At 38.4% G+C, this 15734-nt stretch carries 12 protein-coding genes; 2 read left to right on the top strand and 10 right to left on the bottom strand.

The window, feature by feature from the left end:
* Position 1: 1 nt before the first annotated feature.
* From RBH88_RS07710 to RBH88_RS07755, 10 genes are all read right to left on the bottom strand, one after another.
* Positions 2–1849 (bottom strand): diguanylate cyclase domain-containing protein, encoded by a 1848-nt coding sequence (locus RBH88_RS07710; protein ID WP_213691907.1) that lies wholly within the window; start codon positions 1847–1849, stop codon positions 2–4.
* 145 nt (positions 1850–1994) lie between these two features.
* Entirely contained in the window at positions 1995–5027 is a 3033-nt protein-coding gene (locus RBH88_RS07715) for an efflux RND transporter permease subunit (RefSeq protein WP_307879512.1), read from the bottom strand.
* A gap of 11 nt (positions 5028–5038) precedes the next feature.
* Positions 5039–6346 (bottom strand): efflux RND transporter periplasmic adaptor subunit, encoded by a 1308-nt coding sequence (locus RBH88_RS07720; RefSeq protein ID WP_213691909.1) that lies wholly within the window; start codon positions 6344–6346, stop codon positions 5039–5041.
* Between the two features lie 98 nt (positions 6347–6444).
* Positions 6445–7680 carry an HAD-IIA family hydrolase gene (locus RBH88_RS07725; RefSeq protein WP_213691910.1) on the bottom strand — a complete coding sequence of 412 codons (1236 nt, stop codon included), beginning with the start codon at positions 7678–7680 and terminating at the stop codon, positions 6445–6447.
* 166 nt (positions 7681–7846) lie between these two features.
* Positions 7847–9385 (bottom strand): BCCT family transporter, encoded by a 1539-nt coding sequence (locus tag RBH88_RS07730; protein WP_213691911.1) that lies wholly within the window; start codon positions 9383–9385, stop codon positions 7847–7849.
* A gap of 95 nt (positions 9386–9480) precedes the next feature.
* Complete coding sequence (locus RBH88_RS07735) at positions 9481–10785, bottom strand: glycine/betaine/sarcosine/D-proline family reductase selenoprotein B (protein ID WP_213699704.1); 1305 nt, start codon at positions 10783–10785, stop codon at positions 9481–9483.
* An 11-nt stretch (positions 10786–10796) separates the two neighbouring features.
* The gene (locus tag RBH88_RS07740; protein ID WP_213701137.1) at positions 10797–12104 is read right to left on the bottom strand and encodes a glycine/sarcosine/betaine reductase component B subunit; all 1308 of its coding nucleotides are present in this window, start codon (positions 12102–12104) and stop codon (positions 10797–10799) included.
* A 150-nt stretch (positions 12105–12254) separates the two neighbouring features.
* On the bottom strand, positions 12255–12899 hold the full coding sequence (locus tag RBH88_RS07745; RefSeq protein ID WP_213691914.1) for a response regulator transcription factor: 645 nt from the start codon (positions 12897–12899) through the stop codon (positions 12255–12257).
* Complete coding sequence (locus tag RBH88_RS07750) at positions 12900–14009, bottom strand: ATP-binding protein (RefSeq protein ID WP_213699703.1); 1110 nt, start codon at positions 14007–14009, stop codon at positions 12900–12902.
* Positions 14010–14091: 82 nt separating this feature from the next.
* The gene (locus RBH88_RS07755) at positions 14092–14403 is read right to left on the bottom strand and encodes an SHOCT domain-containing protein (RefSeq protein ID WP_213699702.1); all 312 of its coding nucleotides are present in this window, start codon (positions 14401–14403) and stop codon (positions 14092–14094) included.
* A gap of 89 nt (positions 14404–14492) precedes the next feature.
* On the opposite strand from RBH88_RS07755, the gene RBH88_RS07760 reads away from it, so the two are divergent.
* Together RBH88_RS07760 and RBH88_RS07765 are read left to right on the top strand one after the other, a co-directional pair.
* Positions 14493–15158 (top strand): molybdopterin-dependent oxidoreductase, encoded by a 666-nt coding sequence (locus tag RBH88_RS07760; protein ID WP_307879513.1) that lies wholly within the window; start codon positions 14493–14495, stop codon positions 15156–15158.
* Positions 15159–15527: 369 nt separating this feature from the next.
* Positions 15528–15725 carry a hypothetical protein gene (locus tag RBH88_RS07765; RefSeq protein WP_213691918.1) on the top strand — a complete coding sequence of 66 codons (198 nt, stop codon included), beginning with the start codon at positions 15528–15530 and terminating at the stop codon, positions 15723–15725.
* Positions 15726–15734: the final 9 nt, after the last annotated feature.

Consider the following 15734-nt stretch of genomic DNA (forward strand, 5'->3'; position numbering starts at 1 on the left):
TCTATTTGATTGAATCCCTCCACATTTTTATTCCGTTCCTTCCTCGGCGTTTTACACAATACATTGCAGAATCAGCTTTTTTCAGTAATGTATTAATGTCAGTCCCATGATCAGGGAAAAGGCTCACTCCTATGCTAGGAGTTATAGCAATTTCAATTTCGTCTATATGGAAAGGAGAAGAAAGAGTCATGTGCATTCTCTTTGCAATTGAAAGAACCTGTTCTGTACTAAAAACATCCGTAAACACAAAGAGAAATTCATCTCCTCCTGTTCGAGCAACTGTATCAACATCTCGTAAAATCGTTTCGAGTCTTCGTGCAACCTGAACAAGTAACTTATCACCCATAGTATGCCCCCAGGTATCATTGACATTCTTAAAATTATCAAGATCCATAAAAGCCACAGCTACAAGGGTCCCACTGCGAAGGGCGTGCTTTATTGCCTGATTCAGGCGATCAATAAAAAGCAATCTGTTCGGAAGTCCCGTAAGGGCGTCATGTGTTGCTTGGTAGCGAATAAGTTCTTCCATACGAAGCCGTTCTGTTACATTACGTGCAATACTTTCCACATATCTGACTACACCTTGCTCATCTTTTAATGGGATAAGGGTATGCTCAAGATCAATACGACGTCCTCCCTTTACGGTCCACGTCAAAACAATGGAGTCTATTTTCTGTTTTTTCTTTGTGAGAATTTCTAATGTTCTTTGAAAAGTCTCCATAGAATCAGGATCCATTAAACGATATGTAAGACCTGGATCTTTTTGAAAATCCTCAAGAGAGTAGCCCGACAATTTTTCTCCTACCGGATTAAGCATATCAACTTGTAGATTATCGACGGCAAAACGAGCAATAATTTCTCCAGCGTTTTCAATTAAACGGTCATATCGTGCTAAGGCGTCACGCAAATCTCGCTCCATTTGACGCTTTTGAGTTACGTCCCATACAAAAATAAAAAAACGGCCATTATCATAAGGGACATGACAACCGTTACCTGTAAGTTCTAAAACATGACCATCTTTATGAGTGTGATGAAAATAAGACAGCGTTCCTTGTTTTTCTTTTAGTGTATTAAAAAAAGCCCGGTTTTTTTGAAATTCAGGACACACATCTGCCAAAGTCATAGAAAGAAGGTCTTCTCTGTTATACCCTATCATCTGGCAATACGAACTATTCACGTGAAGGAAATTACCTTGACTGTTTATTTCAATAAACCCTTCACCAATACTTTCAAGAACAAGTTTTAGATCTTTTGATGTCTGCTGAAATTGACTTTCTAATTTTTCCGTAAGTTCTGCAACATTTTTCTCGTTTTGCCAACGAATTAAGGCACTTGAAAAAATCCCTGCCAAAAGCCGTAACGTAGAGATTTCTTCATCTGTCCAAAAACGACGTTCTCGCACTGAATCAAAGCCGATAAAACCTATAGAATGCCCCCTATAAGTCATCGGAACAACCAACAATGATATTATTCCTTGAAAACCAAGAATCATTTTTTCTTGAGTAGCATCGTCAGGGATATCGGAAAGGGAAGGTAAATCTATAATTTCATCATTTTTTATTTTACGACTCCACCATCTAAATTTATTAGTAGGAAGAGATTGTAATTCATTTTTAAAAGAGGTTACACCTTCAGCGCACCATTCATGAGTATTGCTTGCAATTTGCCTGGAAATATCCCCCTCAAACAAAAAAATGTAACTGCGGTCTACATTAAGAAGTTGACCAAAAAGAGATAGACCTTTCTCCAAAACATCATCTGATCGGTCCCAAGAAACATTCATAAGTTCTACCCCTAAAGAAGCAAGAAGAGAAAGAAGAGCTATCTGGTAATTCGTATTAGTTAACATAAACACCACATCCTAATTAAATAGCTCTATTATGATTTTTAATATTACATAAAGGAATTATAAAATCAAGATATAAAAAGCCCCTTTTGTGGCGACAATCATAAAAGGGGCTTCGCTCCATTCTTAAATGAAGTTACAACATTGCCTATTTTTCTCCTATTTTAAAAAACATTGAATAAAAAACAGGAACGACAACGAGCGTCAAAATCGTTGCGAAAGCAAGACCAAACATAATGGTAACAGCTAAGGCTGAAAAAAGAACGTCGAAAAGAAGAGGTATCATGCCTAAAACGGTAGTCATAGCTGCCATAGATACAGGCCGAGCTCGGCTTACCGCTGAATCGACAATAGCATCGAATCCATGTTTTCCCTCTCTGATTTCCAAATCAATCTGGTCAATCAATACAATGGCGTTTTTAATAAGCATTCCAGTAAGACTCAAAAATCCTAGCAAAGCCATAAAATCAAAAGATTTATTGAAAAGAAGCAACCCCGCAGTCACTCCAATAATAGAAAGAGGAAGGCATAGCATAATAATTATTGGCTGCTTAAATCCGTTAAACAGAATTACCAGTATGACGATAATAGCAATAAACGCTATAGGGATCATTCCCATAAGGCCACCTTGAGCCGTTTGAGAACTCTCATATTCACCTCCCCAATCAAGTTTATACCCTATAGGAAGCTTTATCGCTTCTATATCAGGCCGGACTCGAGAAAAAAGGAGGGCAGCATTACCAGAACGAGAGTCACATTCAACAGTCAACGTCCTCATTCTGTTTCGTCTATAAATAATGGGATCCTCTGCAACAATATCAATACTTTTTGTTATCTGCCCCAAAGTTATATATTTTTTCATGAGAGGACTCCAAATCTGAACATCTTGTAAAGTTCCCGGTTTCGCTCTGTCTGCTTTAGGCAATGCAACTATGATAGGTAGTAACTTGTCATTTTCCCTATATAGTCCTGCCTTTGAGCCTGTAAAAGACATCTCTAGCGCTGCTGCAATATCTGTTCTGGAAAGCCCTGCCTGACGAGTTCGAACTTCATCAAGAGTAGGTCGAATAATTTTGACTTTCTCTCCCCAATCGCTTCTAATGTTTATAGAATCTGAGTCACCTCTAAAGATTAAAAGGGCCTGATCCCCAAGATTTCTAAGAACTTTGGGGTCTTCTCCCATAAATCGAGCCTGAATTTTGGCGCCACTTCCAGTTCCTTTACTAAATGACCGAACACGAGGATCAACATCTGGCATCTCTGCGGTCATAAAGGTAGTAACCTTATTGCTTAATATTGATGATGATTTAGAATTCCTACTTTCTACAATCAAATGGCCGTAACTATCTGAAGGATCGCTGGGAGTATATGTCAAAATAAAACGAAGTGCGCCCTGCCCAGCATAGCTTGCCACAGATTTTGTTTCAGGTTGTTTTAGAAGAAAAGACTCCACATTCTTAACATCTTTTAACGTTTCGTCTATATACGCACCTTTTGGACGCCAGAAATCAATTGTAAACATTGGACTCGTAGAGTTCGGGAAAAAGGATCGATCAACAAAAGTAAAACCAAAAAGCGCACATCCCAACAAAAGTACTAAAACAATTACTGTTCTTTTTCTCTTTCTGAGACATACTTCAAGGAAAGTTCTATACATTCTATATAATTTCGTATCGTAGGGATCCTTTCCTTCTTGAGTGACTGACGTTTTTAAAAAATGTACACCTGCAACAGGTGTGACCGTAACAGCTAATATCCAACTCAAAAGCAAAGAAATCCCTACAACTTGAAAGAGACTTCTACAAAACTCCCCCGTACTATCAGGGGACAAACCAATTGGAGCAAAAGCTATAACAGCTATAAAAGTAGCACCTAACAATGGCCATTGTGTTTGGGTTACAACTTCAATTGCCGAAGATACTCTTTCTTTCCCCGTCTGGATTCGAACTAAAATACCGTCGGCAACTACGATAGCATTATCGACAAGCATGCCAAGAGCAACGATAAGAGCACCTAAAGATATGCTATGAAGGTCTATTTTCGCCATTTTCATCGCTATAAATGTAGCCAAAATAGTAAGCAATAAAACTCCACCAATAAGCATTCCACTTCTAATGCCCATAAAAATCAGTAAAATAGCGATAACAATAATCAAAGCTTCCAAAAGATTCATTAAAAAGTTATTAATCGCATCTCGCACTGTATCAGATTGATAATAAATCAACCCTAAATCCATACCAACAGGAGTCATGGGCTCAAGCTCTTTCAGTTTTTTCTTAATGGCTTCCCCCATAGTAATAACGTTGCCGCCTTCAATATTCGATATTCCAATACCTATAGCTGGAGTCCCGTTAAATCGTACTATTGCACGAGGAGGAGCTACATATTCTCGTGTAATGGTTGCTACATCCGCCAAACGTATCAATGTACCAGAAGAAGAGGGAAAAATCAGAGCCCCTATTTGAGCGACGGAAGAGAACTCTCCTGTTGGAGTTATACGAATATACTCCGATCCCGCTTGAACTTTTCCAGATGAAACCACAATATTCTGAGCTTGAAGTGCTTGGAAAATTTCCTGGGTAGAAATCCCAAGCTGTGTCAGTTTAGGACGAGAAATCTCAACATAAATAGCCTCCTGCTGGGTACCATGAATTTCCACACTCGCAACTCCAGGAACAAGCAGCAATTCTTTTTTTAAAAAATCGGCAAAATCTTCTAACTCTTTATATGTATATCCTTCCCCAGTCAAAGCAAAATAAACGCCATATACATCTCCATAATCATCGTTTATAAGAGAAGGACCAGCACCCGGAGGCAATTGCCTTTGTATATCATTTATCTTGCGTCGTAATTCATCCCATATTTGAGGCAAATCTTTAGCTGTGTAGATATCTTTGATGTCAACATATACTATTGATACCCCTTCTTGAGAAAGAGAACGAACTTTGTCGATCTGCCCCATCTGTTGAGCAGCTCTCTCTATAACTTCCGTAACTTCCTCCTCAACTTCACGTGGCGTCGCTCCAGGATACGTAGTTGTCACAACAGCCGTTTTGATTGTGAAAGCAGGATCTTCAAGTTTGCCTAATTTACCATAGGCAAAAATGCCAAAAATGACCACTATCACAACAATAAACCATGTAACATTCTTTTTCCGTATGGAGTACTCCGCTATATTCATGATAAGCCTCTCTATTCCTCAGAGTTAAAAAATGTTACAGAATCACCTTCTACCAAGTAATTTACACCAGCAATAACAATTCGGCTTCCAGTGTTAACGCCCCCACGTATAATGGCCATATCATCTTTATAAGAAAGCAAAGAAACTTCAGCCTTATGAACAGTCATTGTTTTTTCGTCTACAATCCATACAAAATGTTTCGTATCTTCTCCAGGAACAACAGCTATGGAAGGAACAAGAAAATCACCAGTTCCTTTGGTTTCCCCTTCACCTACTATTTCTATTTGCGTTGTCATTCCCGGTAAAGCTATAAAATCTTCAGGATAAGGCATTGAAAAAGTTGCAGCATATGTTTGAGTCTGAGGATCTGCTTTAGTGGTAATTTCTTTAAATTCTAACGGATATTTTTTGCCAGGCGAAGCTTCGAAAGACGCAAAAAAAGAAGGACTTCTGTAAGTTTTAATTCGCATAATATCTTGTTCTGGAACAGAAATGATAATTTCTATCCTTTCAAGATTTTGTAAACTTATAATGGTTTGGTTTTTTTGTACGCTTTGATAGTTATCTACATAACGTTCTGCGACAATTCCATTAAAAGGGGCTCTAAGTTCCGTATCCTTAAGTGCACTTTGAGCCGCTTCTACTTGAGCTTTCAATCCCTGAATAGTAGCCTCCATAGCTTTAATATCCTCAACACGTGCGCCACTTCGTGCCTCCTGTAACTGCTGACTTGCAGTATTCAATTCACCTTTTGCCACTTCATAAGTCGTTTTAGCTCTTTCTAAGTCAACTTGCGCCACAACACCTTCATCAAAGAGTCGATTCATTCTTTGATAATCTGTCTCTGCTTCCGAAAGTCGTGCTTTAGCCGAGGAAACCTTTGATGATAAGGCTGAAATCTCTTCTTTTCTCGCACCAGCTTTCATAGCATCCAACTGCGCGCTAGCATTACTGAGTGCACTTTGAGCATTAGTTAACTGAATTCTAAAATCACGTGGGTCTATTCTAGCAATAAGACTTCCTTGCTGAATTGATGCCCCTTTTTTCACAGGTAACTCAACTAATGGACCTGAAACACGAAAAGAAAGTTCTGCTGTTTTTGACGCAATAACCTTTCCAGGGAAAATTCTCCGAAAAGTAACTTCAGGGGCTAGAAGTGTCATGGTTTTTACAGGTCGCGATGCTTTTTCAGGTGAAATCTCTGTCTTCCTTCCAGTAATTCCCATCAAAAGGAAACCTCCCACAGCAAAAAACACCAAGGCAGCAATTCCCCATATTTTTTTAGCCATTTTTTTCTTTTGATCCTGAAATTCACTCATATGCCTTCCTCCATAAAAATAGATGTCGATTGTACACACAAAAAACGATAGCTATTTTACGTTTCTTCTCTTAAAAAAATCAGCAAAAAGTAGGATTTTTAGCGAATGTAGGATTTTTCGCAATGGCTCAAAGCATCAGAGAGCCATTGTGGATGCATAGGCATCAACGGTGTTGGCAACTTTTGAGGATCAAAGAAACCAGCATTCAGAGTTTCCTCACCTGTTTTTTTCAAAATTCCTCCTTTCATTTTACACTCAAAACATGTTGTAATAAAATGACAAATTTTCAAATCTGGATAACGAATAATTTGTGATGCAGGATCCGAGTAGACACCAATTAAACGTTGTACTTCCACTTCCAATCCTGTTTCTTCGAAAATTTCTCGTATGATCGCATGCTCAACCTTTTCAGCAGGTTCAATGTGCCCAGATGGAATGCCCCACAATCCGTTATCTGCTCGTTTCATCAAGAGAACTTCTCCCTTATCATTAAAGACAACACCCGCTACACCTGGTTCTACACTTTGCGGCCAAATATGTGAAGGTGCTTGCCATTCCCTTATTGAAACATCAGGGTCAAATAAATCTAGTAACGTCACAATATGAGCATCTGCATTTCTATAATCGTTAGAGAAAGGAAAGGAAATATTCTCTCCCATAAGAATAGCTTGCATACCTATTTGATGAGCACCCAAAATATCCACACTAGGAGTGTCTCCAATCATAACAGCTTTATCACTCGAAAAAGTTAATGTATCTAAAGCCTTTAAAAACATCGGGGAATAGGGTTTGCCTATTATCTGAGGGGACCTTCCAGATGCAACATGAAGAGCTTCAACGACAGCTCCTACAGCTGCTAGAGGCCCGTTCTCCGATGGAAAATTACAGTCAGCATTCGTAGCAATAAAAGTTACCCCGTTATGAATGGCAAGTGCAGCGCGCCTTATTTCAGCCAAAGTTATTGAATCTCCCCATCCAGCAATAACCGCATCGCACGTAAAGTCATTAACGATTTTGACTCCAGCATTGGCTATTTCTTCTTTCAAATAATCATCACCCAAAACCCAAGCCCGTCTTATTCCATGTTCTGCAGCGTAAACACCTGTAACCCAGCCTGAAGTTATAACTTCTTCATCTTTTGCATCAATACCCATCCTATGCAAACGTTTCGTAATTCGTTTACGCGTCGTAGGATTGTTCGTAAGAAAGCGAATAGTTTTATCCCTTTCTCTCAAACGAGAAAGGGCTTCTTGCGCACCAGGTGTAAGCTCTCTGCTTATATAAACTACGCCATCAAGGTCAAAGAAAAAGGCATCAAATAAATCCGCAAGCATATCTATCTCTCCTTATTAAAATTCTCTTTCCCCAAGTATTTTATACCAGCAGAGTAATACTAACAGTTTATGATTATCAGATTTCATTAAAAGAGGGAAGAGCGCTTTTTCGCGCTCTTCCCTCTTTGTATTAAAAAACAGCAATATGAATTAATATTTTTACAATTTACATATTCATATCTTTACGCATACGTTCTGCTATTTCGTTTTTAACAACAGGATCCTGTGAAAAGCCTTTCCATATAGCCACGCAAGCAATAAGCATAACGACAGAAAATGGAAATGCCGCAACTATAGAAATTGTCTGTAGAGCCTTCAATCCTCCACTCATTAAGAGAACAGCCGCCAAAGCAGCTAAAAGAATGCCCCAAATTGCTATCTTAATTTTAGAAGGATTAATCTCACCATCTTCAGAATACATAGCTAGAACAAGAGAAGCAGCTTGCCCAGACGTAATGAAAAACGTCGAAACCAAAATAGCTGCAAGACCAGATAAGACCTGACCTAAGGGGTAATAAGAAAAAACCTTATATAGACCTGTTGAGATATTTTCTAAAACTGCTTGCCCTACAGGAGCAATTCCTGCAATGTCAAGATGAATACCTGATGTTCCAAAAACTGCAAACCAAACAAAGGTTCCTAAGCTGGGAGTAAGAAGAGCTCCAATAATAAACTCTCGTACGGTGCGTCCTTTAGAAACTCTTGCAATAAAAGAACCAGCGAAAGGAGCCCAGGCCATCCACCAAGCCCAATAAAAGACAGTCCATCCTCCAAGCCATTTAGAGAGAGCTCCACCATAAGGAGCCATTAAGAAAGATTGCTTTACAATTCCACTAAAATAGTAACCAATACCATTAAGGAATGAGCCTAGAATTGATACAGTTGGGCCAACTGCGAACATTACAAGCATAATCGCAAAAGCTATGTATAGATTCAAATCAGAAATCATTTTGATTCCCTTATTGATTCCTGAGACAGCTGCAGCCACATAAATACAAGTAATTACAATGATGACACTCATTTGTGTAGAAAAGGCATCTGGTAAACCAAGCAAATGATTCAACCCGCTTGTAATTTGCATAGCACCAAGACCAAGAGATGTTGCTAATCCAGCCAAAGTTGCAAAAATAGCCAATATATCTATTATTTTACAAACAACACTTTTCTGACCGGCTTCTCCCGTTAGGGGAATCATAAAACTACTAACCAAAGCTTTTCCGCCACGACGATACTGAGCATAAGCAATAGCAAGTCCCATAACGCAGAAACCCGCCCAAGGGTGAAGTCCCCAATGGTGAAAAGTAATCTGCATTGCCTGCGCAGCAGCTTCAGCTGTTCTAGGTTCAGCTAAAGGTGGAGCCATATAGTGCATAAGAGGCTCTCCCACGCTATAGAAGACAAGACCGATACCCATAGAACCAGAAAATAACATGGCTAGCCATGAAAAATTGCTGAATTCCGGCTTTGAATCTGGATCACCAAGTTTAATTTTCCCAAAACGGCTAAAAGCAATAATGACACAGAAAAGCAAAAGTAAAGACATTACAGAAACGTAGAGCCAGCCAAATTTGGCTATTAAAAAATCAAAAACATTACTGGCTCCGACACCTAATCCTTCTGGATCAACTATGCCCCAAACAACTACAAAAAGAGTGATACACAACGCTACAATAAAAACTGGATTCATCTTCTTGCTTTTGCCCATTGATAATACTCCCTTCTTTGCACGAAGTTAAAGTAATAGTAATTATGAAGAACAGGAGAAACTGAACTTATCGAGCTTCTCCTGTAATAAAAGCCTCATTCAAAGACTGTCTGTTTCTGAATGTCATCTGTTAAGGCTAAAATAGCCTTCTTTACAATTGCTAATCTAAACTCGAATTCTTGATCTTTTTCAAGGGAAGGATTACCAAGTGGATGAGGAATGGAACTTCCTTGAACTATCCTATTAGGACCGATAGAAGCAGCTATATCGGTTAAATTTGTAATTACAACAACAGGAATGCCAGCTTTTTCTATTTCCTTAGCCATCGTTGACCCGCAACGAGTACAGGTTCCTCAGGTAGTCACAAGAACTACAGCATCCACAGCCTGTTCTTTTAATTTTTCTACAATCTCCAATGCCATTCGTGAAGCTTCTTTTTGAGTTGTTCCCGTACCTACTGTTGCAAAATAATAATCGTTTACAGATCCAATCTTTTCTTCTTTTACTAGATATTTCAGAGCATCAAGGGGTAAGACTCTGTTAGGATCAGCATTAGCAGCTTCTGAATCATAACCTGCATGAATTGTTACAAAATCTCCAGCAGGAAGCCTATCAAGTTGAGAAACGTTATACTCTCCCCAAATAGTTGCAGAAGCAGATTGTATCCTGTCAGGATTTTCCTTAGGTACTATTCCACCAGATGTAACTAAAGCAATTCTAGCCTTAGTTATATCCTTTACAGCTGAAGCAATAGGAACAATATCTGGTTCAGGAATAGGCAACTCCGTTTGAAAAGATTCACCTTTCAACTTTTTCATTAACATGCTAAAGAGACGATCATGGGCAGGAATTGATGGTTTGGGAAAATATTGGTGACGAATGCCTCGTCCGAAATATCCCTCTTCCACAGCAGGAGCCAAGACCTCTTTACGAGCAATTTTATCTGCAAAAAGAGCCATCTTTTCCGCATCTTGTTTCATAAAGGTAGCTTTTCGACCACCTTTAAAGATGTATATATCCTTCTTGAACAATTCAACGCCAGGATTCTCTTCATTCATAGATGTAATTACTGGCACGTTAAAATGATTCGCTACAGCTTTACAGATAAGGCCACAACCACTTCCGTATCGCCCAGCCATAAATGCCGGACCGGCAAAGAAAAAGTCAAATTCCTCTTTTTCCAACCATCCAATGATCTCTGAAAGGGCTTCTTCTGTATGCTCATTTACATAATTGTCCCCGCAGATGATAGTATGTGTAATTTCAATTTCAGAAAGAAGAGAATTGAGTATATTAGAGCAACCAACTAACTCTGTGTGAAAAGAGGGCCGATAATCAGCCTTGTCTTCTCCCCCAATTTGTCCAAAAAACTGATTTATGTAATGGATAGCTTTCAACATGTTACGCCTCCTTAAAACTCCGCACAGCGTTTAATAGAATCGCCTGTTTGAGCATCGCCATCAAGAAAGGCCTGCGCCTCAATAGTGAGAGAGCCATCTTCACGTACACAACCTTCCCATCCACCACCACAACCGTCTCGAGCAATAGACTCTAAATCTCCTAAAACAACAGGCATAGAAGGCAACTCTAAAATTTCTGATACATTTCCTGTAGAAACCAGGGCATCAGCTTCTTTTCTCATAAGCACCATAGGTTGAGAAGCTCCGTCTCTTCCTGTGCATTCATTAACCGCACCTACCGTTTTTATCCCCATTTTTTCAAGCTCTGCTATAGTGAGCATAAAACCCACATCAGCATTTCCATATCCTTCTCTGGAAATGATGACTCCGTCTGCCCCTAAAGCTTGCGCTAAACGACTATCTGTTAAAACGCACAGCTTTTTCTCGCTGAGCTCAACTGTCTCATTGCTCAGAATGACGCCAAGGAAATTGATTTCTTTACCGTGCTCTTTCATTAGTTTTTTGACTATGGAATTATTTTGAAAGGAATATGTTGACATATTGTTTGAAGCAGGTGTAAAACTGCCTCCCGCAATAGCACCGTCAAGAATTTCATTGGGATGCACATACATAGGAAGAATTCTCTTTGTATCCCAACCATAGTACTCTGCGTTATATCCTCTGTCTTCCCATTGTGCCAACACCTTCATTATATACGCAACACGAGGAAGTGACTCTACATCTGATCCGCGCTTACCAAGAGGAGGTAAATCATAAACTTCTATATCCTCCGGCTCAAGATGTCGTAGGCATTCGCCTAAATATTTTGCCAGACGCATCCCTGCTTTACGATGGGCTATATTTCTTTTTTGGAATGCTCTCTTTTCAAATTCTTCGTCAGTTTCTGCTACAAGAACCAAATTGGTCATTGAGCCGAAAATAGTATGGTTCTGAAATTCTCCTCCCATATCGATTAGACCATCCTGAAAACATCCCCAATGTTTTCCAACAGAGAGAACGGAACACTCCTTTAACGCATGGGTACGTCCTTGTCCTACAGGTTCGAAACTATCAAAAAAACCAGGGAAAATAGAATTTCCAGTAACTTTACATCTTGGTTCAAAAGCATCCTTTACAGGCGTGATACGAACCATGTCACCCGGCTTAACGATATGTAATTCTGCTTCCGTAATGTGAGCGTCTTCAAAAACTACATCTAAGGCTTCTTTTTTATTTATAGTAAGAACGCCGTTACTAAAAGCTGTCGCATCGCCAAAAACCATATCTTTCACATGAAAATTACCTATCTCTAATCTCATAAAAAACCATCCCCCCTTGGAGACTCATTCTAGGGGGGATGGTGTGTGAGTGTATATTGCACACTGTGTAATAGAGTAATAAGCAAGTGTATGATTTTTATCTCACACAGTGAGTGAGATAGGTGAAAAAGGAGGGGACTTTGAAGGATGTTACTCTTTGCAAATACCCTCTCGAATACAATATCGGATCAAATCAACAAAAGTATCACAGTTAAGCTTTGCCATGATATTGCTTCTATGAGTATTAACGGTATGGCGGCTTATAGAAAGTTTTTGTGCTATTTCATGAACTTTAAGCCCATGAGCTAAAAGGCATAAAATTTCTCTTTCTCTCTCTGTTAACTCAGGTTCTCTTAACTCTTCTGAGTTTTCCAGGAGGTTAAGGTAGTTTTTTATAATCAACGAACCTGCTGTAGAACACAAGTAAAAAGCTCCATAATATACCGCTTGAATAGCTCTCTCCAGCTCTTCTGTCTCGCAATCTTTTAAAACGTATCCAGTAGCTCCCGATCGAAGCATATCAGAAATAATATAAACATTAGAATACATGGAAAGTGCTAGTACCTTCAAATCAGGTAAGCATTTCTTTAACTTTTGGGTGAGTATGCTTCCATTCATATCAGGCATCGTAACATCTACGATGGCTAAATCTATATCCGAATTTTGACTTATGACTCGCAACGCTTCTTTTCCACTGATCGCTGTAAATATTTCTTCAATAAAATTATTTTGTTCAAGGGATCGCTTCAATCCATCAAGAAACATTTTATGATCATCAACAAGCAATATTTTCATCTAAAATTTAACCTTTCGCTCCTGTAAATCTGTTGTATTGGCTGGAGCTGAAACTAAGATAGTACTTCCTTTCCCCGGCTCACTAAGAATTTCAACCGTTCCTCCAATATAATTAAGCCTTTCTTTAATGCTGAATAATCCAAAGTGATTTGAACCACTTATGAGAAATAAATTGTTTTTTTCAAAGCCAATTCCGTTATCATCTACAACTATTTCAGCATTACGAGGTGTACGCCTCAATGTAGCAGAAACTTTTGTCGCTTGTGCATGTTTAATTACATTGACAAACAGTTCCCTGACAATTTGAAATAAAAGAACAGTTACATTATCATCAATACCTTGATCACAGACTTTTCCTCTATATGTGAAGTAGATATTATTTTTTTTAAATAACCGTTCTCCTAAATCTTTTATTGCTGCACCTAACCCCACCTCGTACAAGATAGGGGAACTGATTTGAAACGTCAATTCTCGTGCATCATCAATAATATCTTGCAAAATATTAATGGTATCATTCACTTTAGAAAGTGCAGCTTCATCTTCATCTGCCAATTTCCGTATTTGCTTTAGATTATTCATGACCGTCACAAAAGAATAGCCAAATTGATCATGTATCTCTCGAGCTATAGTGCGGCGAATTCCTTCTTCTGTAAGAGACAGACGAGTTACTAAACTTTGTAATTCCTGACTGTATTTCAAAAGCATCCTCTGACTTCTATCAAGAGCTTCTTCTGATTGATAATATTGCGTAAGATCAAGAAAAAGAACACCTATAACATTACTGTTTACTGGAAAAAACAAGGCATGAAGATAACGATCTGTTTCCCTGCTGTACCCTTCAAAATGTCTGGAATGACCAGACTTAGCTGTTTCAAGCATGTTATCCATCCATAACTCTTCAGGATTAGGCCAAACCTCCTGAAAAGTTTTTCCTACAACGTTAATACGTTTGCGCCTCATTACTTTTTCATAAGAAGGATTAACGTCAATAAAGCGGAAATCAATAGGACATCCCTCTTCATCCCTTATAATTTCATGTAAAGCAAACGGTTCTAAAAGAGTTTTTAAAATAGATTCATACGCTGTGACATGAAGGACTTTTTCTGACATAGAACTATCGCTCCTTAAATCTAATTAAAGCTCCTATAAAAGAATAAATTAGGAAATGGCAATAACTGGTTATTATACGTTATTATTCTTCAATATCTCTTCTCATCTGTTCAAATTCTTCTCTTGATATTTCTCCTCGTGCATAACGACGTTTTAAAATATCTAAAGCCGCTTCATGTGTAGATGAAACCAAATGGGGTGTTGGCTCTTTTTTGAAAAGCAAAACGAGCAATATGACAATGCCAACGATAATGATTAGCATCATAAAAATCCCTCCTGGAAATCCAAACATCATTGGATGCCACATACTCCATGGCAGACTCTCTGAATTTGCAAAAGCAAAATATGGAAATACGATACTTAACCCTAAAACCATAAAAAATAACATACGCATTGAAATTCCCCCCCTTTCGTTTCTATTGACAGTCCAAAAGATATAAACATACAATAAAGAAAATTCTTTTTTATTAGGGAGATGATATCATGTCCCGAAATCACTTTCTATTAGTGAGTGTTTTTTTAATAGCCATATATATTTTCTTCCCTTCAGTACATTCTAGTTACGCCCAAACTCTGACCACTGTAGAGATAAACGAATACGAAGGAACAAAGTTAGGCTCAATAAAAGATTTTAGAGAAAATTCAATCAAAGGAATTCAAGAGGTAAATCCAGATACATATACACTCGTTGTGGATGGACTTGTAGAAACCCCCCTTTCTTTTACTTTAGAAGAACTTACGGAGAAACTCCCCCGAGCCAAGAAAGTTATACGTATAGATTGTGTTGAAGGCTGGGCTGTAACATGTTTATGGGAAGGTTTTCTCATAACCGATCTCATCAACCTCAGTGTGCCTAAAAAAGAAAGTAAAATTATTATCTTTCATGCCGTCGACGGGTATACAACGTCGTTACCACTCGAATACATTAAAGAGAAGAATATTATGTTAGCTGATCATATAAATGGAATAGTACTTCCACAAGCGCAAGGATTTCCACTTCAGCTTGTAGCAGAAGATAAGTGGGGATATAAATGGATTCGTTGGATTACGCGCCTTGAGTTATCGGATGACGAAAGGTATAAGGGGTACTGGGAATCTCGAGGATATAGCAATCAAGGAGATATTGATAAATCAATGTTTGGGGATTAACTTATGCTAGAATCCAAAGCATACGAAAAATTTCTGGCAAAGCTTAATAGAATTTTTGCATGGCTTCTTATTCCCGTTCTTTCTATTAATTTTATAAGTGGATATGCAATATTACATCCACGTATTTTTGACTGGATCATAACAAAACCATCAGCCTTTCGCCTACACCTTAATATCCAACCTTTGACCATTGTATTGGTATCTTTCCATGCCTTCTATTACATTAGAATACGTATTCTACAAAAAGGGTTCCAAAAGAAATATGTTGATCTTTTTTTGGGAATTTGTTACGCCATTCTTAATTTCGGGGTTTTCTACTTGCGATTAAGAGGGTGACATTCATTTTATGAATAATGGAGGGTAATGGCAATGATTAGTTTATTTCAATGGACTGGTCGTATCGCTATTGTTCTGTTAATTATTGCTTGTGTTACTGGCTTGTTCGGAAGTGTGCTACGACGATATCTTAAGGGAACTCTTGTTTTTAAAATTCATAAATGGGTCGCACTAAGTGCTCTTTTGTTTGGACTCATTCATGGTCTCATTTACTGGCTATTCTTACAGTAAATAAAAGTG

It is taken from the genome of Aminobacterium sp. MB27-C1 (assembly GCF_030908405.1).
Classification (GTDB): Bacteria; Synergistota; Synergistia; order Synergistales; family Aminobacteriaceae; genus Aminobacterium.

Coding starts and splice junctions, on each gene's coding strand:
- RBH88_RS07710 (WP_213691907.1), bottom strand. CDS start 1,849: ATGTTAACTAATACGAATTACCAGATAGCTCTTCTTTCTCTTCTTGCT.
- RBH88_RS07715 (WP_307879512.1), bottom strand. CDS start 5,027: ATGAATATAGCGGAGTACTCCATACGGAAAAAGAATGTTACATGGTTT.
- RBH88_RS07720 (WP_213691909.1), bottom strand. CDS start 6,346: ATGAGTGAATTTCAGGATCAAAAGAAAAAAATGGCTAAAAAAATATGG.
- RBH88_RS07725 (WP_213691910.1), bottom strand. CDS start 7,680: ATGCTTGCGGATTTATTTGATGCCTTTTTCTTTGACCTTGATGGCGTA.
- RBH88_RS07730 (WP_213691911.1), bottom strand. CDS start 9,385: ATGGGCAAAAGCAAGAAGATGAATCCAGTTTTTATTGTAGCGTTGTGT.
- RBH88_RS07740 (WP_213701137.1), bottom strand. CDS start 12,104: ATGAGATTAGAGATAGGTAATTTTCATGTGAAAGATATGGTTTTTGGC.
- RBH88_RS07745 (WP_213691914.1), bottom strand. CDS start 12,899: ATGAAAATATTGCTTGTTGATGATCATAAAATGTTTCTTGATGGATTG.
- RBH88_RS07750 (WP_213699703.1), bottom strand. CDS start 14,009: ATGTCAGAAAAAGTCCTTCATGTCACAGCGTATGAATCTATTTTAAAA.
- RBH88_RS07755 (WP_213699702.1), bottom strand. CDS start 14,403: ATGCGTATGTTATTTTTTATGGTTTTAGGGTTAAGTATCGTATTTCCA.
- RBH88_RS07760 (WP_307879513.1), top strand. CDS start 14,493: ATGTCCCGAAATCACTTTCTATTAGTGAGTGTTTTTTTAATAGCCATA.
- RBH88_RS07765 (WP_213691918.1), top strand. CDS start 15,528: ATGATTAGTTTATTTCAATGGACTGGTCGTATCGCTATTGTTCTGTTA.